The organism is Enterococcus sp. 5H (assembly GCF_028128615.1).
Classification (GTDB): Bacteria; Bacillota; Bacilli; order Lactobacillales; family Enterococcaceae; genus Enterococcus_L.
This window is the reverse complement of the sequence record NZ_AMDP01000002.1, coordinates 342742-364067: the sequence shown is the minus strand read 5'-3', so window position 1 is coordinate 364067 and position 21326 is coordinate 342742. Positions and strand designations below refer to the sequence as shown.

Below are 21326 nucleotides of genomic sequence, written 5' to 3'. Positions count from 1 at the left end.
GGATTTTTTATGATTAGAAAGAAAAAATTATTAAGCGCACTATTTCTTGTATTGTTACTAAGCTTAGTGGCTGGGTGCAGCAATGATTCGACGTCTGGTAATTCATCCAGTATCACCACACCTCAAACAATTAAAGAAGCAGGCGTTATTAGAGTTGGTGTGAAGGAAGATGTTCCCTACTTTGGCTATATGAATCCTGATACTAACAAGAATGAAGGTATGGAACCGGATATTGCCCGTCTAATTGCTAAAGAACTAACTGGCAGCGAAGACAATGTTGAATTTGTCGGCATCACTGCCAAAACACGAGGTCCTTTGCTAGATAACGGCGAACTTGATATGGTTATTGCCACGTTCACAATTACTGAAGAACGAAAAGAAACTTATAATTTCACTATCCCTTACTACAAAGATGAAATTGGTTTTTTAGTTCGAAAGGACGATCATTTTACTGATATTGAAAGTTTAGATGGTAAAACAATCGGAGTTGTTCAATCCGCGACGACAAAAATGTCCCTTGAAAAAGAAGCAAAAGAACACGGAATCAGTTTTAAATACAAAGAACTTGGATCTTATCCAGAATTAAAAATGGCCCTAACAGCCAAAAGAATCGATGCTTTCTCAGTTGACAAGTCGATTTTAGCTGGTTATGTCGATGATAAAACTGAAATTCTAAAAGATGGTTTTTCGCCGCAAGAATATGGAATTGCTACGAAAAAATCAAATACTGAATTAAATGACTATTTAAATAGTCTGATTGAAAAATGGGAACAAGATGGTACATTGAAAAAAATATATAAAGAACAGAATCTTGAATGATTATTCTCGGTTCTAACGTTTTTTATTAGAATTCGGGAGGAGATTAGATGTTTATTTTAGCAAATGCAAGTCCTTTTGCACTTTATCGTTGGGAAGCATTATTTAAAGACTGGCAACTTTTTGGTCACGCTTTTCTATATACAATTCTTTTATCGATTGGTGCATTAATTGTTGCAATGATTTTGGGTATCTTATTTGGCAGCTTATCGACAATTCAGAATAAACCATTAAATATTATTAGTCGAATCTATGTGGAATTTTTTCAGAATACACCGCTATTAATCCAGTTTGTCGTTGCTTATTACGGATTACCATTGATTAGCCCAATTTTAACTTTTTCTACAACAACAATTGCGATTGTCTGTGTTGGCGCTTATCACGGCGCTTATATATCTGAAGTTGTTCGTTCTGGGATTGGAGCAATTCCAAAAGGTCAATTTGAAGCTGCTTATTCACAAGGTTTTTCTTATGGAGACACGATGCGCTATGTCATATTACCGCAAGCTTGGCGTATTATGCTGCCGCCTTTGACTAATCAGATTGTCAATTTAATTAAAAATACATCTACTGTTGCGATTATTTCAGGTGTAGATGTTATGTTTACGGCCAATAGTTGGTCTTCTGTTAATCTAAACTATATTCCAGCATTTACTGTTGCAGGACTGCTTTACTTCATTCTGTGCTTCCCATTAGCGAAATTAGCACGGCGCTTAGAAGAAAATAATAAGAAAGCTTACACTAGATAGGAGAGTGCATTTATGTCGTCATATTCAGAACAAATGAGCCAACTTTTGACCAGTAATAATATGCGCTTTTTATTCGAAGGTTTAAAGCTTACTCTATATATTTCTTTTATTTCAATTGTACTAAGTACAATTTTCGGAACAATATTAGCCATTTTAAGAAATCAAAAAAATGGTCCTTTGAAATTTTTAGCTAGTTTTTATATTGAAATTGTTCGAAATATTCCTAATCTATTATGGATTTATGTCATTTTTTTGATATTCCAACTGAGATCAACACCAGCTGGTATCGTCAGTTTTACAGTCTTCACTACTGCTGCATTAGCAGAGATTATCCGTGGAGGATTAAACGGTGTCGACAAAGGTCAAAAAGAAGCTGCACGTTCTCAAGGTTTTAGCAATTTTCAAATTATGATCTATATTGTTTTACCTCAAGCAATCAGAAATGTACTCCCTGCTATCGTTTCTCAATTTGTCACGGTTATCAAGGATACAAGCTTCTTATATTCTGTCATTGCTTTACAGGAGCTTTTTGGTAAATCATATATCTTAATGGGACGTTATACTGAGACTGAACAAGTCTTTACCATATACGCAATTGTCGCTTTGGTATATTTTGTTATTAATTTTACTATTTCCCAATTTTCAAGATGGCTATCAAGAAATTGGGTCTAAAAAAAACAACCTACTCAAAGTCCAGTAGGTTGTTTTTTTATTATCTAATTGTTACAGCAAATTGCTCCTCTAAAGCTTTGGCTACTTTTTCCATAGATTGATTAATTTCCTCATCTACTAAAGTCGCTTCAGCATTTACAAAAGTCAAGCTGTATGCCATTGATTTTTTACCATCCGCAATATTTTGCCCTTGATAAACATCAAACAGATGCACTGACTGTAAAAATTTTCCTGCATTTTTTGTAATTATTTCTACTAATGATTGGTTTGATACGGATTCATCTACTAATAAAGCAATATCTCTAGAGACTTCCGGGAATTTAGAAACTTGTTGATAGACAACTGCTTCGTTTTCTTCATCGATGATTGCTTGAAGATTTAATTCTGCCGCATAAGTTTCTGGAATATCATATTCTTTTGCTGTATTTGGATGAACTTGACCGATAAACCCGACAATTGAGTCATTCATTTTAATTAGCGCTGTTCGACCTGGATGTAGTTCTGCAATTTCATTTGTTCCATCATAAGATATTTTAGCTGAAATACCAATCGAATCAAACAAAACTTCAAGCATGCCTTTAATTGTATAGAAATCAACTGCTACCGCGTTTGTTTGCCAATCTTTTACCACACGATTTCCTGATAAGACAATTCCTAGGTGATTTTCTTCATATGGCAATTCTTTTTTACTATCATTTTCTTGATAAAATACTCGACCAGTTTCATATAAAGCAATATCAGTGTTTTTTCTTGCTACATTATATGCTACGTCATCCAGTAAGCCTGAAATAAGATTCATTCTTAAAACTGAACGTTCCTCACTCATTGGCCATTGTAGACTAGTTGTGTTGCTTTCTCTCATCATAAATTGGCGTGATTTTTCTTCAGTAGTTAACGCATAACTAATCGCTTCACTTGCTCCACAACCTTCTAAAAGACTCTTGATCTTACGAACTAACAATTGTCCTCTCGTTAAACTGCCTGCTACTGTTTCACCTTTTGGTAAAGTAGACGGTAAATTGTCATATCCGTAAATGCGGGCTACTTCTTCAATAAGATCTGCTTCAATAGTGATATCCCAACGTCTTGATGGGACCGTTACTGTGTATTTTTCTTTCTCTAAAGTATATTCAAAACCTAAAGTTTCAAAAATTTCGCTAACAGTAGCTTCATTTAGCTCAGTGCCTAGATACTCATTTATACGTGGAATCGTTACGCTAACATTAACTTCATTAAGTGTTAAATCAGAGCCAATGCTCTTGCCTGAAACAACTGTTCCGCCCGCTAAAGAAGCAATCATTGCTGCTGCTACATCGCCTGCCTGACCGACTGTTCCACGGTTAATTCCTTTTTCAAAGCGACTAGATGATTCACTACGTAAATTAAATTCTTTAGAAGTTCTGCGAATAGATAAAGAATCAAACAAAGCCGCTTCTAAAGCAACTGTAGTAGTTTCTTCAGTAATTTCTGAATTTGCTCCACCCATAACGCCAGCCAAAGCAACAGGAACTTTACCGTTTGTAATTACGATATTTTGATTCGTAATCTTTCTAGTTTCCCCATCAAGGGTTACTAATTCTTCACCGTTGTTTCCACGTCTTACAAGAATTTCTTTACTTGCTAATTTATCATAATCAAAAGCATGTAAAGGTTGACCAAACAATAACAGAATATAATTTGTTATATCTACAACGTTGTTAATCGGACGAATGCCTTCGTTCATCAATCTTGTTTGCAACCATAATGGGCTCTCCGAGATTTTAACATCTTTAATAATTCTAATTTGATATGCAGGAGCATCTTTCTCATCTTCCACTTTTACTGATACATACTCAGTTGCATACTCACTTGAATCTTCTTTCAATACTTCATCATTAAAATTAGGTGTTTGACGATAAATTGCACCTACTTCATAAGCTACTCCACGCATGCTTAAAGCATCTGCACGGTTTGGTGTAATTGAAAGTTCAATAATATGATCGTCCATATCTAAATATGAAAATACATCAGTTCCATTGACTGCCTCTTCAGGCATATAATAAATTCCTTCAGAATAAGCTTTTGGAATAACACTATCAGAATAACCTAATTCTTGTAATGAACAGATCATTCCATTTGAAACTTCGCCTCTCATTTTGCCTTTTTTAATTTTTTGGTTACCCGTTATTCTTGAACCAGGTAAAGCAACAATAACTTTGATTCCAGCTTTTACGTTAGGTGCACCACAAACAATTTGAGATAATTCAGCTTCGCCAATATCCACTTGGCAAATTGACAGATGGTCTGAATTTGGATGAGGAACACATTCTTTGACCTCACCTACTACGATTTTTTTCAAACCTTCTTCTGGTACTTCAACCCCTTCAACTTCAATTCCTGTCAAAGACATTTGATCTGATAATTCTTTGGCAGAAATTTTGGATAAATCTAAATACTCACTTAACCATTTATAAGAAACTAACATCGTCAATTACTCCTTTACCTTGAATTGATTTAAGAAACGTAAGTCATTTTGATAAAAATTACGAATATCATTAACTCCATAACGTAGCATTGCCACTCGATCCGGACCTAAACCAAAAGCAAAACCAGTGTATTCATTCGAATCAATTCCAGACATTTCCAGTACATCTGGATGTACCATACCAGCACCTAAAATTTCAATCCAGCCAGTATGTTTACATACATTACAACCTGATCCGCCACATTTGAAACAACTAACATCGACTTCAACAGATGGTTCAGTGAAAGGGAAATAACTTGGACGTAACCGAATCTTACGATCTTCACCAAACATTTTTTTCATAACAACTTCTAACGTCCCTTTTAGATCACCCATGGTAATATTTCTATCAATAACTAAACCTTCGATTTGATGGAATTGATGACTATGAGTTGCATCGTCTGTGTCTCTGCGGAATACTTTCCCTGGAGAAATCATTCTCAAAGCACCTTTAGAAAAATCGTGTTTTTCCATCGTTCTAGCTTGTACTGGTGAGGTATGAGTACGAATTAAAATTTCATCTGAAATATAAAACGTATCTTGCATGTCACGAGCTGGATGATCTTTAGGTAAATTCATACGTTCAAAATTATAGTGATCAGATTCAACTTCAAATCCTTCAACAATTTGATACCCCATACCTACAAAAATATCTTCAATTTCTTCCATGACTTGTGATAGTACATGACGATTACCATGCCCAATTTGTTTACCCGGTAAAGTTACATCAATTGTTTCTTTTTCTAATGCTGCATTTAGTGCCGCAGATTCTAATACTTCTTTGCGCTCTTCCAAAGCTTGTGTTAACAAATTACGAATTTCATTAGCAAAACCTCCCACAACAGGACGTTCTTCTGCCGATAAATTTTTCATCCCACGCAATACTTCAGTAATCGGACCTTTTTTACCTAGAGTTTCTACTCTGATCTGATTTAGTGCTTTAAGATCTGAAACATTTTGGATCTGTTTCAACGTCTCATCTCTTAATGCTTCTAATTGGTCTTTTAATGTCATTTTTCTATTCCTTTCTTTTGGTTATTCATCGAATTAAGTTAAAGTTTTATCCAAATAAAAAACGATAGCCCATTCCTTAATTAAAGGAACGAGCTATCGTGTTACCATCCTACTTCATAGCAAAAAAGGCTATGCACTCAATTCTGATAACGGCTTTCACCGGTCTGACCTCTCTGGAACAAACAAACTCCGGAAGTGAACTTCATTTTTCGATTGTGATACCTGCTTCCAGTCTTAGACAGGTACTCCCTAAATCACATCAGCCAAATTACTCTTTTCCTTCAACATTTTTTTGTTATTCAATTGATTACATTTTACAAGAACTTTAGTCATAGGTCAACTGCATTCTTCAGCTGTAACCCATTTTTCTGCCCATCCTTGAATTTGTTCCATCGCTTGCTGTAGATCTGCACCTTTTTGTGTGAGAAAATATTCTAAGCGGCTACTTTCATCGCAGCGAACTGCTTTTGCAATAATCCCCTCTACTTCAAGTTCTTTTAATCGTTCGACTAATACTCGATCGCTAAGTTCTGGGATTTTTTGTCTTAACTCACCAAATCGTTGAGGACCATTTTCCAACAAGACATCAATAATCAAACCATTCCATTTTTTGCCTAAAATTGCAAATGCTTTTTCAAACTTAGGGCATAGTGAAAATTCGGTTGTTTTTACTTGCTCCATATTCCTCACCTCGTGTCCTGAGTATAGCATACAACTTACAATTTGTAAGTAGATCTGCTTTCATTTTAATAAATTTTTTCTATTATCTGTTCTTTATCCAAATCAATAATAACTCCTGCTGATAATAAGACTAACAGGACTTGATTAACAGGCTTGCCAGAAGCTTGCTCCAACGCTTTTTTATAAAGATTTAACTGACCTCTATACCGTTGAATGATTTTTTTAACCTCATTTAAATTGTCTATGTTTTGAACAAAGTCGGTTTTGTAATCATATAAAACACAAGAATCTTCCAGTTCTATATAACCATCAATCATTCCGTGAATTAGCAAATCATCATCTGTTTTATCAGGGTAGTCTTTTATCAATCCTTCAGCATTTAACAGCATCGAAAAAGGTTGCTCGCGTTTAACTTGTTTTGAATTTTCTAAAATCAGCTGACCTAAACTTGTTTCATAAAACGCCAATACTCGATCACTCTTAATATATTCAGCTACATTTTCTTGTATGATTTTCGTTTGAACTAACTCATCTATAAGTTGTTCTATTCTTACTTTAGTTGGCATTTGTTCTAAATCCAAAAGCTGTAAAACATAATGGGTAGCTGTTCCAATTTCCATTGATGAAGGTTTACGAATAGTTTCTATAAATCTTGGTTTTCCCAGCTCGCCTTCACTCATGCGATGAACAATCATTTGAGGCGCTTGAATCGTACTTTTTTCATCCAATTCAATTTTGGCAATTTCTTTATTATCCGGATCCTCAAAAACACGCTTAATTTCTGAAACAGACTGATAATTCGTTGTTTTAGTAGCCACTTCATATGGATATAAATAGTTTAAACGATACAACCCTTTATCAACAACTGCTTGGTCAAATTGCCCACTTTTGTCCTCTTGCAAAACAGCTGTATCAACAAATTGAAGTTGAGAAAATTGATTTTGAATATCTTTTTCATTAATAAAGGTTACAGAAAAACTAGCTGGATGGTGACTAATACCTACAATTTCCTGAGTAATAAATTCTGTTTGGAAATCACTCATTCTTTTATGTCGGACCAAACTCATACCAACCCAGTTCATCAGACTACTTTTTCCCTGTAAGCGATTTTCGCTAGGCAGCACTTTGGTTTGGACATCCCCAACTTTTAGCCACTCTTTCCAAGTTGCATCCTGATCGTTGTATGAACCTACTAAAAAAAGCTTTTGTTCAGCTCTCGTTAACGCAACATATAATTTCCGCATTTCTTCAGAGAGTAATTTTTTTAATTTAGCTTGCTTAATTGCAAGAAAGGGTAACGTTTCATATAGCATTCGATCTGTTTGATCAAGATAACGGATACCTACACCTAATCGATCATCAAATATATAGCGTTCATTTAAATCTCCAAGATTAAATTCTTTTGTCATATCAAGAACAAATACAACAGGAAATTCCAAACCTTTACTGGCATGAATTGTCATAACTCGAACAGCATTTTCTTCGCTTAAAATTACTGGCTCAGCTAAATCTTTGTCTTTTTCCTGCATTTTCTCAATAAAGCGAACAAATTGAAATAACCCTCGGAAACTTGTTTGCTCATAACTAGCTGCACGCTCAACCAGAGCATACAAATTGGCTTGCCTTTGTTTACCAGCAGGCATTCCTCCTACGTAGTCTAAGTATGCAGTATCTCGATAGATTTCCCAAATAAGTGTTGCTAATTGATCTCGACGAGCAAGTTCGCGCCACTTCGCTAAAAGATTGGAAAATTGTACTGTTTTTTTCTTTAGTTCATCTGCTGTTTCATCCACGCTTTGATTTTGGTTAAACGTTAGAAATGCATCATAATACGAACTTTTTTTAGCAGCTAAACGAATCCTCACTAATTCATTTTCTTTTAAGCCAACAATCGGTGAACGCAACACAGCTACCAACGGGATATCTTGGTACGGATTATCAATAATCTGCAGAAGTGCAACCATCGTCTGAACTTCAGTTGCTTGAAAGTAATTTTGTGCATCATTAACTTGAATTGGTATTCCAGCAGTTTTAAATATTTCTAAAATTGTTAAATTGTTTTTTTTCGTTGGCGTTAATAAAACAATATCTTTATAGGTGATTGGGCGGTTTTCTTTCGTACTTTTATCATAAATTAAAAACTGTTGATCGACTAGCTCTCTGATTTTCAAAGCTGTCATATGGAGTTCGCCTTCAGTTTTATCTTCTAAGATCAATTCTGAATCATCCAGCTTCAAAATGGGTTCTTCAGCTTCCGACTGTCCCGCTTTTTTTTCATAAATCAATAATTCCGTATCATAATTTTCCGCTTCCAGAAATTGGTCGAAGCCATGAACTAATTTAGCTGCTTCATCATAAGCAATTTGCCCAACTCGTTCATCCATTAACTGCTCAAAAACTAAATTAGTAAAATCCAACACATTTTTTCTGGATCGAAAATTCTCTGCTAAAACAATTCGCTTACCATCTTGATTTGCTCCATATTGATTATATTTTTCAATAAACAAGGTAGGATCAGCTAATCGGAATGAATAAATCGATTGTTTTACATCGCCAACCATAAACAAATTACCCTTATTTGCTTCTGGTCTTCTAAGCCAATAAAGAATAGTTTCTTGCAATCGATTGATATCTTGATATTCGTCCACCAAAACTTCATCAAATTTCTCACGATAATACATTGATGCTTCAGTAGCGAACCATTGATCTGACTCTTTATTTGCTAAGATAGCTAGTGTAAAATGTTCTAGATCATTAAAGTCCACCAGACCTTTTTTCAACTTTTCTTCACTATAGTTATCAATAAAAGCCTGTCCTACTTTTGCCATTTCCACAACTACAGGTGTTGCAGCATCGATGACCTGCTTCATTTGCTCAGGTGACAATACAAACAGATCTGCCAAAATATTGTTCAACGTTTTTTTATTTTGTTCCCGCAAATTTTTCGCCATTGCAGCAGTTTCTTTTAGATCTTCTGCACGAACAGTTGGATAACGATCGAATTTTATTGATTTAGACAGCCCATAAGCTGCTTCTAAATCATTATCTGCTAATTGGCTAGCAAATGTTTCAGTAAAGTCCTTCTCATTTCTGGCAAGATCTACAATCTTAACTAGCTTTTCTTCACCTTCTGTTAAATGAATCATCTCTTCATAACGTTCGATGCATCGGAAAAGATTTTCCATAATTTGTGGTTTTAAAAAATTTTGAAATAAAACAGACTCCCCTAAACTACCCTCGACCCGATAACTATCTGCCAAGTGTTGCAGCCATTCATCTGGATCAGGATTAGCTCTAGCAAATTCATATAAAGAAAAAATTAACCTAGTCAATCCGTCATCACTGCGATCATTAGAAAAATTACTTGTCAATTGATAAAAAGGTTCACGATTATCTGCATAAAAAGTTTCTCTTAAGTCATCCCAAACATCTTCTTTGAGTAACAGCATTTCTGTTTCATCTGTTAACAACCTGAAAACTGGATCCATTTCAATTAAGTAATAAAATCGACGAATAACGGTCAAACAAAAAGCATGTAAGGTACTGATGTTAGCTGTTGGTAATAACGTTAACTGTTTAACAAAATGCTGCTTTCTTTCTTGATCGCTCTCGCCATTAATCGCCTTTTGCAGAGCAACTTGAATTCGTTCTTTCATTTCTTTCGCGGCTGCTTCTGTATAAGTCACAATCAATAAACGGTCAATATCAGAACCACTCTTTAATTTCTCAATTACACGTCGAACAAGTACTGTTGTTTTACCAGAACCAGCTGATGCAGAAACCAGAATGTTCTCATCTCCATCAAAAACAGCTTGCCATTGATTATCAGTAAACTGTTCATTCTCTGGTCGTAAAGGTATTTCTTTACTCATTTACTGATCCTCCTTCTTGTTTGTTTTCAACTAAACGATCCATTACTTCTTTTTTTGATAACGTTTCTATTCGATTGTAATTATTTTCTTTCAACATTACATCAAAATTACACACGCTTCTAAATGGACAAAAACGACAGGCAATTCGTTCTTTCCCTTGATAAGCCGGATTTAAATCAATTTGACCTTTTGTAATTTTATTCCCAGCTTCGATAAATTTACTCCGATTATGGATTAACAACGCATCTAATTCTGGCTCGGTCACGAATTTATCTTCTTGGCGACGTCCTGGTTTAATAATTTCTTTGGCTGATTCTTCAATTGGATAAATTAAAGAACTTTGTTTTGCTTGCAAACTTTTATCCAAGTTTTCAAGTAAACCAGAATCATTCAGCATTAAACCGTCAAACTGGAATTTTTTCAGAAGTTGCTGTTCTTTTTTATCATCCGTTTCATAAGGTAAAATAGGGTTATGAACATGAAGATAAAAAGATCCTGCTGGTTTAGCAGCTTGTCCTACTAGATTTACTGCATCCATCAATGCAACATCTAAATAAGTTAACATCTGCATCGCTAAACCGTAATAAGCTTCTGTAATATTAAATTTCTTATGACTGGATTTATAGTCAACTACACCTAAGTACAGTGCATCTGGAGTAACTAGCTGATCTAGGCGGTCTATTTTCCCTCGAACACTAATCTGTCCATCATTCTCAAGTGGCAACTCTAAACCTTTAATTCCTTTTTGACTCGCAATTTGACCAAATAATATTTCTGTTTGAACCGTGCTCATACCGCTACGTTCGCTTTGTCTTTTTAACGCCCAGCTAACTTTTTTAATCGTTTGCCCTAACTGGTAACGAATATAGTTCATACGGCTAGATGTATCCAAAATCGAAAATTTAATCTCACCAAATACTGCATTTAGCACTTGCTCAGTAAACTCATTAACTTCTCGATCCGTTAAATCAGACAACTGTTTTTTCTGCATAATTAGCAATTTGAAAAACTGATCCAAAGCCTCGTGGAAAAACTCTCCAGTTGCCGCAGGTGATAAACCGAATACATCCCGTTCTTTTAAGCCCAGTCCAAAACGAGAGAAGTATTGATACTGACAACGGTAAAAACTCTCCATCCGTGAAACAGAAGTATAGATATGCTTACTATAGAGCTCGTCGGTTAAATCTGCTTCCAGATTTTCTGGTAAATTTTGATGTCCTAGACTTGTAAAAACATGTTCAGCAAGAAACGCCTCTGAATGGCTCATCAAAGCACGTTCCATCGTATGCCAAAAAGATAAGATTCCTTCATTAATTTCTTTTTTTTGTCTTTTTAAGTTAGTTAAATCACTGATTAATGTGCGGTACGTCCCAATGTGTTCTAGACTAATTTGTTCATTATCAGAAATAGAGAGCGTGTTCTTAAATTGCATTGACAGACCTAAGTCATTTTGAATATTGGTTAAATAAGTTGAAATTTTCACATCTTTAGCAGTATCTTTCACACTCGGATAAGAAAAATATAGGCGTTCTTTCGCTGATGCAAACATAATATATGCATTGAATGGTTCTTTTGCGATACTTTTTCTAGTGTTATTCAATAAAAAACGTGAATCATCTAAATGATCGTTTACTGCCTGGCGTTCTTCATCCGAAAGTAATGTTGTATTATCAAATCTTTGTGGTAAGACCTGATCTGTCAAACCAATCGCAAAAACTACTTTGGCTTGTCCAGGACGCGCTAAATCAATCGACCGAACTTGTACTTGATCAATTGCCGTGGGAACCTTGTTATAGCGTAAACCTTCTAATCCACTAGAGAAGATTTCTTCAAAGGTTGATAAATTAAAGGATTCTTGCCCGTAAATTGTGACAAATTCATCTAACAAGTTCATTAATGCTTCCCAAGTTTGTTCGTGATTTCTAGCAGCTTCTAACTGACCACTTTCAATCGCTTGATTACGCCACATCATTAACTGCTTTTCAATTCCATTACCTACTAAAAATTGATAAAAATAATCCGCCGCTTCAATACCCGTTTGAGATTTTTGGATATTTTCGAAGAAAGCTGGAATTGATTGTTGAATCAATTTTCGTACAGTATTTGAATCTTGCTCAATCATTTCGGTATCGTCTTGTTCATCCGTTTCAAAATCATAGCGAATGAAATGCCAGTTTTTATCTTGCTTCCAATGGTAACCCTCATATCCATATGCAAGTACAACATTTTCAGTAAGATCAATCTTTCTACGCCATTCATCCCGAATTACTTGCCAGTCGGAAACAGTATCTTGATCACCAAATGGGAAAAATAATTCTGTTCTTAAAAAGCGTAGCACATCACGATAGCGATAATTATAAGAATTAATAGAAAAAAGCGACTGGATAAATTCAACTAACGGATGCTGCTCCATTGCCATATCACGATCTAAATAAATGGGTATTTCATGCATAGTAAATAACGGTTCAATCATCGTTTCATAGCTATCTAATTCCCGCGTCAACAATTGAATGTCTTTATAGCGATAGCCTTCTTCAACAACTAAACGCCTAATTTCTTTCGCGATATGATTAATTTCTTCTTTAATATTTTCAGTACACCAAAGTTGTAAGTAATTGTCCTTAATCTGGGTTCTATTTTTGATTGGACCATTTTCTTGCGCGTTAATCCAATATTCTTGAAGTACCTGCAGGCTATTATTAGAAACTAATGACTGCTTTTTCTCAACATAATCCGGCAAAATAGCTACTTGAGCTTGTCTGGCTATTTGATAAAGTTGTTGATATGTTGCTCCGGTTTCATAAAATAAATCCATTAAGGATGGCAATTCATTGGGATATTTTTTATTTAAAACCAACGAAATTTTTACTTGACCGCCGCGGCGCATTAATACGTCGATTAACTTTAATTCCCTAGCAGAAAAATGGTGATAACCATTAATTACAAATAATACGTTACTTAAATCTTGCGTTTCTAAATACGAGGTCAAATAATCGATAATTTCAGCAGATTTTATTCCATACTCACTCATTAAGCTTTCAAACTTAGTAAAAATTAGCTTGATATCTTGGATTTTTAATTGTAAGTCTTGTTCTTTGGTATCACTCGTTGACCCCGCCATAAAACTCAGAAGTTCTTCTAAATCAATATTCCCTTCTTTTATTTCTTGATACAACTCAAACAGTTGCTTGATAAAACCTGATTTATTGATTTCTCCACGAAATACCTTCAAGGATTCTTCATTTTCTGAAAGAATTTTTCGAAAAACCATTGCTGCACCAGCATCTGAAAGTACTTCTGAACTATAATATTGAGTGTGCTGTAAATAGTACCAAGCCAATCGATAAAAACTAAAAACTTGTAATCGCATCGTAGCAATTGAATCGCTTTGATTATTTTGAAGATTTTTAATTCGTTTCAAAGCATTGATTTCCTGCTCGAATTTCATATGGTTGGGAACTAAATAAAATACTTCATGCGCCTGATCCGCTTCTAACCAATCCACGGAAGCTTGTAAAAGAGCTGCTTCTAAATCCATTTCAGCAGTTCCACGAATAAACTGTAGCGCCATTTTGTCACATCCTTTATAAATGTTTCCTGGCTTTAGTTTATCATATATTTGATAGAATTATGACTGACACTGTCTAAAAAAATTAGAACTGTACAAAAATCCTAAAAATATTGGAAATTTTGAATATTAAAAAAAATTCCTTTTGGACAAAAACAAAAAAGAAGCTACTGAATAGAGAGATATCCACTAACTTCTTTTAAATTACTTAGTCTAGTCTTTTTACATTGATCCTTTTTACTTCTTCCAAATCAATTTTCGCTTTACGATCAACTGTTAGCAAACCATTCACTTCTTGCTCAACATCCGTCAGCTGCGTATAGCAATAACCTGTAACATAGGGCAGTTCTTGAATAGCTTGGTGAATTGCTTCAAAACGTTCCATAAATGCTTTTTCATCAGCTACCATATTGCCATACCCCCAACCTTCGCCTGAATCAAAAGCAATTCCGCCAAATTCTGAAATAATAATCGGTTGACCTTTGTACTCGAAACCATCTGCAAAAGCAAAAAAGTCTTTATTAAACTGTTGCGCCTTTTGATGGGAGCCTCCTACTATCTTGTTGGAATCTTTATAACGCTCAATAAAATCGGTACTATTCTCTTCGTAATCATGTAGCGTAATAATATCAGAAATCGTATGTTGCCAACCATCATTGGTAATTACTGGACGATTTGGATCAATTGCTTTTGTTAAATAGTAGATACCTTCAGTAAATCGTTGCTGTTCTTTTGAACGACTAATATTTTTAATTCCCCACGATTCATTAAACGGAACCCACGTGATGATGGATGGATGATTATAACTTTGTTTGACAATTTGCAGCCACTCGTTGGTAAACTTATTAAGCGCAATATCATTAAAAGTATAAGTTGAGGGCATTTCAGACCAAACCAAAACACCTTTTAAATCACACAAGTAAAGGAAGCGTTCATCTTCAATTTTCTGGTGTTTACGCAATCCGTTATAGCCCATTTCGATGGTTTTCTCGATATCCAGCTCTAATTTCTCAACAGATGGCGGTGTTAAACCCGATTCAGACCAGTAGCCCTGATCTAAAATCAAGCGTTGGTATAGCTCTGTATTGTTTAGTAAAATACGTCCATTTTTAATCGAAATTTTCCTCATACCAAAATAAGAAAAAACTTCATCTATTAATTGACCTGATTCATCATAAAGCTTAAATACAATATCATATAAATCAGGTGTGTTGGTATTCCAAACTTTCGTTCCCCAACAAGCATCTTCTTGAACGCGGGTGTCAATATTAATCGGCATCATTTCATGTTGAAATAAACTTTTTACTGCTTGAATTTTTTTATCATTAAAAAACAACTCAATTTCTACTGATAAACCTTGCATATCCGGCATAACTTTTTGATCATGAAGTTCTATCTCACAGCATATTTGGTCTTCGTCCAACATCGGGGTCATTTTAACATGCTCAAATCGTTGAGAGCCAGCTTCTTCCAACCAAACACTTTTCCAAATACCTGTAGTTTGAACATACCAACAACCAAAATTATCTTTTAGCCAGCGCTGTTTGCCTCTAGGCTGTTCACAAGCCAAGGAATCCTCCACTCGAACAATTAAAGTATTCTCACCTGAAACCTGATAGCCAGACAAATCAAAAGAAAAACGTTCATATCCACCAATATGTTCGCCTACCATTTGACCATTAAGCCAAACTTTTGCTTGGTAATCAACTCCTTCAAAATAAAGAACCCAATTTTTTGTTTCCTCTAAAGTAAGCTTTTTTTGATACCAAACAATTGCATGGTGAGATGTGTCTTCAATTCCACTTAATTTTGTTTCATAAGTGAAAGGAACATTTATTTTCCTTGCTTCAGTAAAACCATTTTGCCAGCTATTTTTTAATCCAGTATTTTCATCATCGCAGCTAAAATCCCATTCTCCATCCAACGAAGTCCAGTTTTTTCTGATAAATTGTGGTCTTGGATGTTTTCTCCTCAGTTTCTCCATACACTTCTCCTCTTTTTCAAATTCTTTCTGGATAAAATTGATCATTTATTTTCTTTATTTCGGCTAAATCACATTTGGGTTTTCGATCATAGCCTAACAGGCCATTAATTTCCTGTTCCACATCTGTTAGCTGTGTATAGCAAAACCCCCATAAGCCTTTAGATTCATAAATCGCTGCCATAATTCGTTGATATTCTGCTACAAACTCTTCCGACGATTTAACAGAAGTATAGCCCCAACCATTTTGCTTTGAAATTTTGTATCCAATCCCACCAAACTCTGTTAACATAATCGGTTCTCCTTGATACTGATAGCCTTTAGCATAAATGGCCCACTTTCCTGGTGGATAAGCTAATAGATTTGCTTTAGTCGCTAATGTTTCTTTAAACCAATCATATTTTTTTGTGTCTTCTTTGGCGCCGTGATTATAGTTATGAATCGCACAAATATCAGTTTTGGTCATTTCCCATCCATCATTTGAAATCACTAATCTCGTTTTATCCAACGCATGCACTAGATGATACAAACCTTCCGAAAAATGCTGCTGTTGTAAATCATGATGAATCTCAGGTACTCCCCAACTTTCATTTAAAGGAACCCACGTAATAATTGAAGGATGATTATAATCACGCTCAATAATTTCCAACCATTCTTTAGTTAAACGTTCAACTGCTTTTTCAGTATAAATCGGCGCCGAAGCACACTCGCCCCATACAATAAAACCAAGTTTATCTGCCCAATAAAGAAAACGTGGATCTGATGTCTTTTGGTGTTTGCGACAACCATTAAACCCCATCTCTTTGGATAATAATATGTCTTTTTTATAATCTTCATCTGACGGTGCTGTTAGCAGTCCTTTTTCCCAATAACCTTGGTCCAAAACTAGCTTTTGATAATAGGGCTGATTATTTAAAAAGGTCATTCCTGATTCAGTATGTATTTTTCGCATACCAAAATAACTTTCGACCCGATCTAAAATAGTTTCATCATCTAATAATACAATTTCAATCTCAAATAAATTGGGTTCTTCAGGACTCCACGTCCACCCTTTATCATGAAAATTGCTTCTAAAAATCCGATTTTGATAAATATCGAAGCTCATTCGATTATTTTTACTCATCAATTGCGCTGTGTCATCGATGATTTTTAAACCTTTATAACTAATTTTATAATTCACTGATAAGTTTTTCGCGGCATCTGAGACTTGCAATGAAATATCCACAAAGCCTCGATCGACATCAGGTGTAAATTGAATATTCTCAACAAACGTTTGATGTACAACTTCCAGCCATACAGTTTGCCAGATCCCAGTTGAATTAGTGTACCAAATACCACGCGACTCCTTTTCCCAAAATTGCTTTCCTCGAGGAATCGTTTCATCTTCATAAGGATCACTCACTCTAACTGTAACAACTTGTCGCTTATCTGTGATCGCTTCTGTAATATCAAAGGAGAATGAAGTATGTCCTCCCTGATGTCTTCCGACAAACTGTTGATTTACATAGACTTCCGCCTCATAATCAACCGCTCCAAAATGTAGCAACACACGCTGGTTTTTAGCCACTTGATCCACTTCGAACTCACGTTGATACCAAACAGTTTCATGTACTGCTCGTTCATGAAGTCCACTTAATTCCGATTGGTAAACAAATGGGACTTCAATTTCATCTGGAAAATTTTCACTACCTAAATACCAGCCAGATTTTTTTCCAATATTTTTGTCATCATAGGCAAACTTCCATGTTCCATTTAAATTTTGCCACTTTTCCCTAACAAACTGTGGCCTAGGATACTCTGCTCTTTTCATTTATCACACTCAACTTTCCTTTTAGTCCTTCTACTTGTTTCTCTTGGTTCAACCGAATTCCCTTGTTTTTCGATAGTAAAATAATCCCTGCCGCCATACTTAGCACAACACTTAAAATATCCATTGAAAAATAAGATATAATGCTTAAACCAATCAGCCAAGCACCAATTTTTTTATTTATTTGATTATCTTTAATGTATCTTTTAGCAACGACCAAATTAAACAAACCCAAACCTATTAAAATCGTACCGAAAATTCCTATAAAAATAAAAATATTTCCGAAAACCGCGTCAATAGCTCGAGCATTTTCGTTCGAAAGATTACTGATGCTGCTGATTTGACTTCTTTTATACATACTGTAAAAAAGAATCGTAATTACACCATCAACTATTTGCCAACAACCTAAAATTGTAACTAATGTCCGTTCTAATTTCCGATTCATTATCCCTTCACTCCTGCTGATAATGACATAGATTCCAAGAAGTATTTTTGCGCAAATAAATACAATACGAATGTTGGTATAATTGCAACTAAAGCTCCAGCCATCAATAAAGTCGGTTGCGCTTGATACATCCCTTGAAGCAACTGCAAACCTGGTGTTATCGGCATTTTATCAATATCATTGAAAACGATCGACGGCCACAAAAAATCATTCCATGAACCTGTAAAAGAGAACAGTGTGACCACTAACAATACCGGTTTCATCAAAGGTAATATAACTTTTAAAAATATCGCAAACTCTCCTGCTCCATCAATCCGCGCTGCCTCGTCAAATTCTTTCGGAATATTATCCATAAATTGTTTAACCAGAAAAATATTAAATACACCAGCTGCACCTGGAACAATCATCGCTAATGGCGAGTTTACCCAGCCAAAAGTATCAACGATTTTGTACAACGGAATCAAATTGACTACACTCGGAAACATCATCGTAGCCATCAAAAAAGAAAACAACAACGTTTTCCCTTTAAAATTTAGACGACTATACGCAAATGCAGATAACGAAACCACTAACAATACTAGCAGCGAGTGACTCACAGAAATAAATAAAGAATTTAAAAACCAGCGAACTAACGGTGTACTCGAATTATCAAAAAGCAATTCTGTGTAATTGCTCATCACCCATTCAATTGGTAAAAATTTAAATCCAGCTGTCATCAGTTCCATTTCTGATTTAAATGACGTTACGACTCCCCATAAAATTGGGACAATCCAAACAAATGCCATTAACAGCAGAAAAAGTAGTGAAACAATTTTTGAACTTGATAATTTTTTCTTTTTCATCAGGATTCTCCTAATCTTTTTTATTTAGAAACTTAAACTGCAATGCCGCAACAATCATAATACAAATCCCTAATAGAACGGCCATCGCTGAAGCAATCCCAGCAATTGATTGACCAGAGCCAAAGGCATTTTGCTGAATATACATTAATAGAACACGAGTGGAATTATTAGGCCCTCCAGCAGTTAACATTAATGGTTGTCCATAAACATTAAATTGCGCAATCGTTGTCATTACAACGGTATAAAGAATTTGTCCTTTAATACTTGGTAAGGTGATCTTAAAAAATTTTTGAACAGCTGATGCGCCATCAATGTCGGCTGCTTCATAAAAATCTTTTGAAATACCGTTAAGCGCCGCCTGATAAATCACCATATTTCCACCAATTGTCCACCAAACTGTTACGACAACCAAGGCAAACCAAGCATAAGGTTGTGTTCCTAACCAAACAGTATCTAGATTAAAAATATTATTCACTGGTCCGTAAGTCACATTAAATATCAATGTCCAAATAATTACCACAGCAGAAATCGCGAAAAGAGACGGCAAATAAAAAATCGATTGAAACAATTTCCCCAGTTTAGGCTTCGTATTCAAAGCTGCAGCAATTAACAACGGTACCACTATACAAAACGGAACTGAAAAAAGGACGAATAAAAATGTGTTTTTAAATCCATTGTGAAATTGTGTATAGAACGTCGAATCCGAGTTAAACAAAATTTCTTTATAATTATCTAGACCAACAAATGTTGGAGAATTAACTAAATCCCAATTTGTTAATGAGATATAAATGCCAAATAAAACTGGAATTAAAAAAAAGATTGCAAAAATCAATAAATGAGGTGCTAAAAAGAACCAAGGTAAAACATTACGCTTCCTTTTGGTTGTTTTTACTTTTGTACTGATAGCAGACTGCATATAAAAAAACCCCTTTTCTATAAATCACCCCAATACAAAAGTGAGAACAGACACATTTTTACTTTATCTTCAGAAATTTTCTATTCTCACTCTATACGTGGGCTTTAAACAACTGATAGCATCATTACTCGAATCAGTTCTCTTCTTCTCAGTAACCTAACATTTTATTTCCCAGAATCATCTTTTGAGATTTTATCTGAAACTTCTTTTTGCATATCTTTTAACGTTTCATCAATAGATACTTTTCCAAAAATCGTATCGAAACCATGAGCATCTAGATATTCAGATACGTATCCATTATATTTATAATCAAAAATTTTCAATGTCGCTTGTTCTTCAGGTGTTTTCAAGAAAATAGACTGAGGCATTTCAGTATATTCCGGATCATCCAAAAGACTTAACGTTGCAGGGTTTTGTCCAGCTTTTGCCCATTCTAATGAATTATCACGTAACCAGTTAATAAAATTCCCGATGCCTTTTTCTTTTTCTTCACTTCGATCTTTAGAATTGAACATCACAAATTGATGAGAGGAAGCCCAATTGACTGACTGAGATAGATCATTCGTTACTTGAGGTGAATTCGTTAAACCCCATTCAAATTTTGCATCCTTGATGTTGTTTTGAATCCAGATTCCTTCTGGGAAGAACAATAGTTTTTCGCTCAAAAATAGTTGGGTTGGATCTTCACCATCTTGAGTTGTTACACCTTTTTCATACATAGTATTCCACATTTCAAAGGCTTTTTTACCTGCTTCAGTATCAAGTGTCGGTGCAGTACCATCTTCTGTTAATTTCCCGCCATACTGAGCCATCAAGGATAAATAATTTGGTTTAACCCATGTAACCGCAATTCCCCGGACATCATCAGCTTTTGCTTTTTCACTTGCTTCAATAATTTCATCAAACGTTAAAATATCATCGTCCATAGCATTAGGTGCATATTTTTTCAGCAAATCTTTATTGTAATACGTTCCCCAACTATGAATATCCAGAGGTAAGCTATAACGTTCGCCATCAATTTCCCCTAAATTCCAAGCTTCTGCAACATAATTTTCTGCTTTAATGTCCGGGTATTCTTTGAGCACTTCATCATAGGTTTTCAACATATCATTATCTTTAAATTGTTTAATTCGTTCCGCATGAACAATAGTCAAATCAGGAATATTTTTGCCCGAATTTACGACTGTAGGAATCTTGGCATACATGTCGCCCTCTTTAAGCGAGACATTTTTTATTTTGAACTCAGGATTTGTTTTATTATAATCATCAATCATTTTTTTCATATTGGAACCATCGGCTCCTGTAAACGGATTCCAAAAAGTAATTTCTTTTGCGCTGCTGCCTCCTCCATCTTTAGAACCACCACATCCAGCAAGTAATAGTGCCCCCATCAAAACAATTGACGCTCCTAAAATCAGTTTTTTCTTCCTCACTTTTTCCCTCACCTTTCTTTAACTTAT

14 protein-coding genes and 1 other annotated feature are annotated in these 21326 nt (G+C 35.0%); of the genes, 3 read left to right on the top strand and 11 right to left on the bottom strand.

Features of this window, described 5'->3' with window-relative positions; genetic code table 11:
- Positions 1-9 precede the first annotated feature (9 nt).
- The 3 genes from C240_RS01865 to C240_RS01855 are packed head-to-tail and all read left to right on the top strand — an operon-like array spanning position 10 to position 2237.
- Positions 10-819, top strand: coding sequence for a transporter substrate-binding domain-containing protein (locus C240_RS01865; protein ID WP_271490300.1), 810 nt, complete (start codon positions 10-12; stop codon positions 817-819).
- A gap of 47 nt (positions 820-866) precedes the next feature.
- Positions 867-1565, top strand: a complete 699-nt coding sequence (locus C240_RS01860) for an amino acid ABC transporter permease (RefSeq protein WP_271490298.1) — start codon at positions 867-869, stop codon at positions 1563-1565.
- Positions 1566-1598: 33 nt separating this feature from the next.
- Positions 1599-2237 (top strand): amino acid ABC transporter permease, encoded by a 639-nt coding sequence (locus C240_RS01855; RefSeq protein ID WP_271490729.1) that lies wholly within the window; start codon positions 1599-1601, stop codon positions 2235-2237.
- Between the two features lie 40 nt (positions 2238-2277).
- On the opposite strand, the gene pheT is transcribed toward C240_RS01855, so the two are convergent.
- The 11 genes from pheT to C240_RS01800 form a co-directional block, all read right to left on the bottom strand.
- Complete coding sequence (pheT, locus tag C240_RS01850; RefSeq protein ID WP_271490295.1) at positions 2278-4701, bottom strand: phenylalanine--tRNA ligase subunit beta; 2424 nt, start codon at positions 4699-4701, stop codon at positions 2278-2280.
- A gap of 6 nt (positions 4702-4707) precedes the next feature.
- Entirely contained in the window at positions 4708-5754 is a 1047-nt protein-coding gene (gene pheS, locus C240_RS01845) for a phenylalanine--tRNA ligase subunit alpha (protein WP_271490291.1), read from the bottom strand.
- Between the two features lie 81 nt (positions 5755-5835).
- Positions 5836-6048: a binding site (T-box leader), on the bottom strand.
- A gap of 42 nt (positions 6049-6090) precedes the next feature.
- On the bottom strand, positions 6091-6435 hold the full coding sequence (locus C240_RS01840; protein WP_271490288.1) for a winged helix-turn-helix transcriptional regulator: 345 nt from the start codon (positions 6433-6435) through the stop codon (positions 6091-6093).
- Between the two features lie 65 nt (positions 6436-6500).
- A complete protein-coding gene (addA, locus tag C240_RS01835) occupies positions 6501-10307 on the bottom strand; it encodes a helicase-exonuclease AddAB subunit AddA (RefSeq protein ID WP_271490285.1) in 3807 nt (1268 codons plus the stop codon).
- Positions 10300-13878 carry a PD-(D/E)XK nuclease family protein gene (locus C240_RS01830; RefSeq protein ID WP_271490282.1) on the bottom strand — a complete coding sequence of 1193 codons (3579 nt, stop codon included), beginning with the start codon at positions 13876-13878 and terminating at the stop codon, positions 10300-10302. The genes addA and C240_RS01830 overlap by 8 nt, the downstream gene beginning before the upstream one ends.
- 205 nt (positions 13879-14083) lie before the next feature.
- Positions 14084-15859: a glycoside hydrolase family 2 protein gene (locus C240_RS01825; protein WP_271490279.1), complete on the bottom strand. Its 1776-nt coding sequence runs from the start codon at positions 15857-15859 to the stop codon at positions 14084-14086.
- A 16-nt stretch (positions 15860-15875) separates the two neighbouring features.
- Positions 15876-17666 (bottom strand): glycoside hydrolase family 2 protein, encoded by a 1791-nt coding sequence (locus C240_RS01820; protein WP_271490276.1) that lies wholly within the window; start codon positions 17664-17666, stop codon positions 15876-15878.
- The gene (locus tag C240_RS01815; protein WP_271490273.1) at positions 17644-18108 is read right to left on the bottom strand and encodes a hypothetical protein; all 465 of its coding nucleotides are present in this window, start codon (positions 18106-18108) and stop codon (positions 17644-17646) included. Before C240_RS01815 ends, C240_RS01820 begins: the two co-directional genes overlap by 23 nt.
- On the bottom strand, positions 18108-18950 hold the full coding sequence (locus C240_RS01810; RefSeq protein WP_271490271.1) for a carbohydrate ABC transporter permease: 843 nt from the start codon (positions 18948-18950) through the stop codon (positions 18108-18110). Before C240_RS01810 ends, C240_RS01815 begins: the two co-directional genes overlap by 1 nt.
- Positions 18951-18960: 10 nt before the next feature.
- On the bottom strand, positions 18961-19866 hold the full coding sequence (locus tag C240_RS01805) for a carbohydrate ABC transporter permease (protein ID WP_271490268.1): 906 nt from the start codon (positions 19864-19866) through the stop codon (positions 18961-18963).
- Between the two features lie 164 nt (positions 19867-20030).
- Entirely contained in the window at positions 20031-21299 is a 1269-nt protein-coding gene (locus tag C240_RS01800) for an extracellular solute-binding protein (protein ID WP_271490265.1), read from the bottom strand.
- Positions 21300-21326 lie beyond the last annotated feature (27 nt).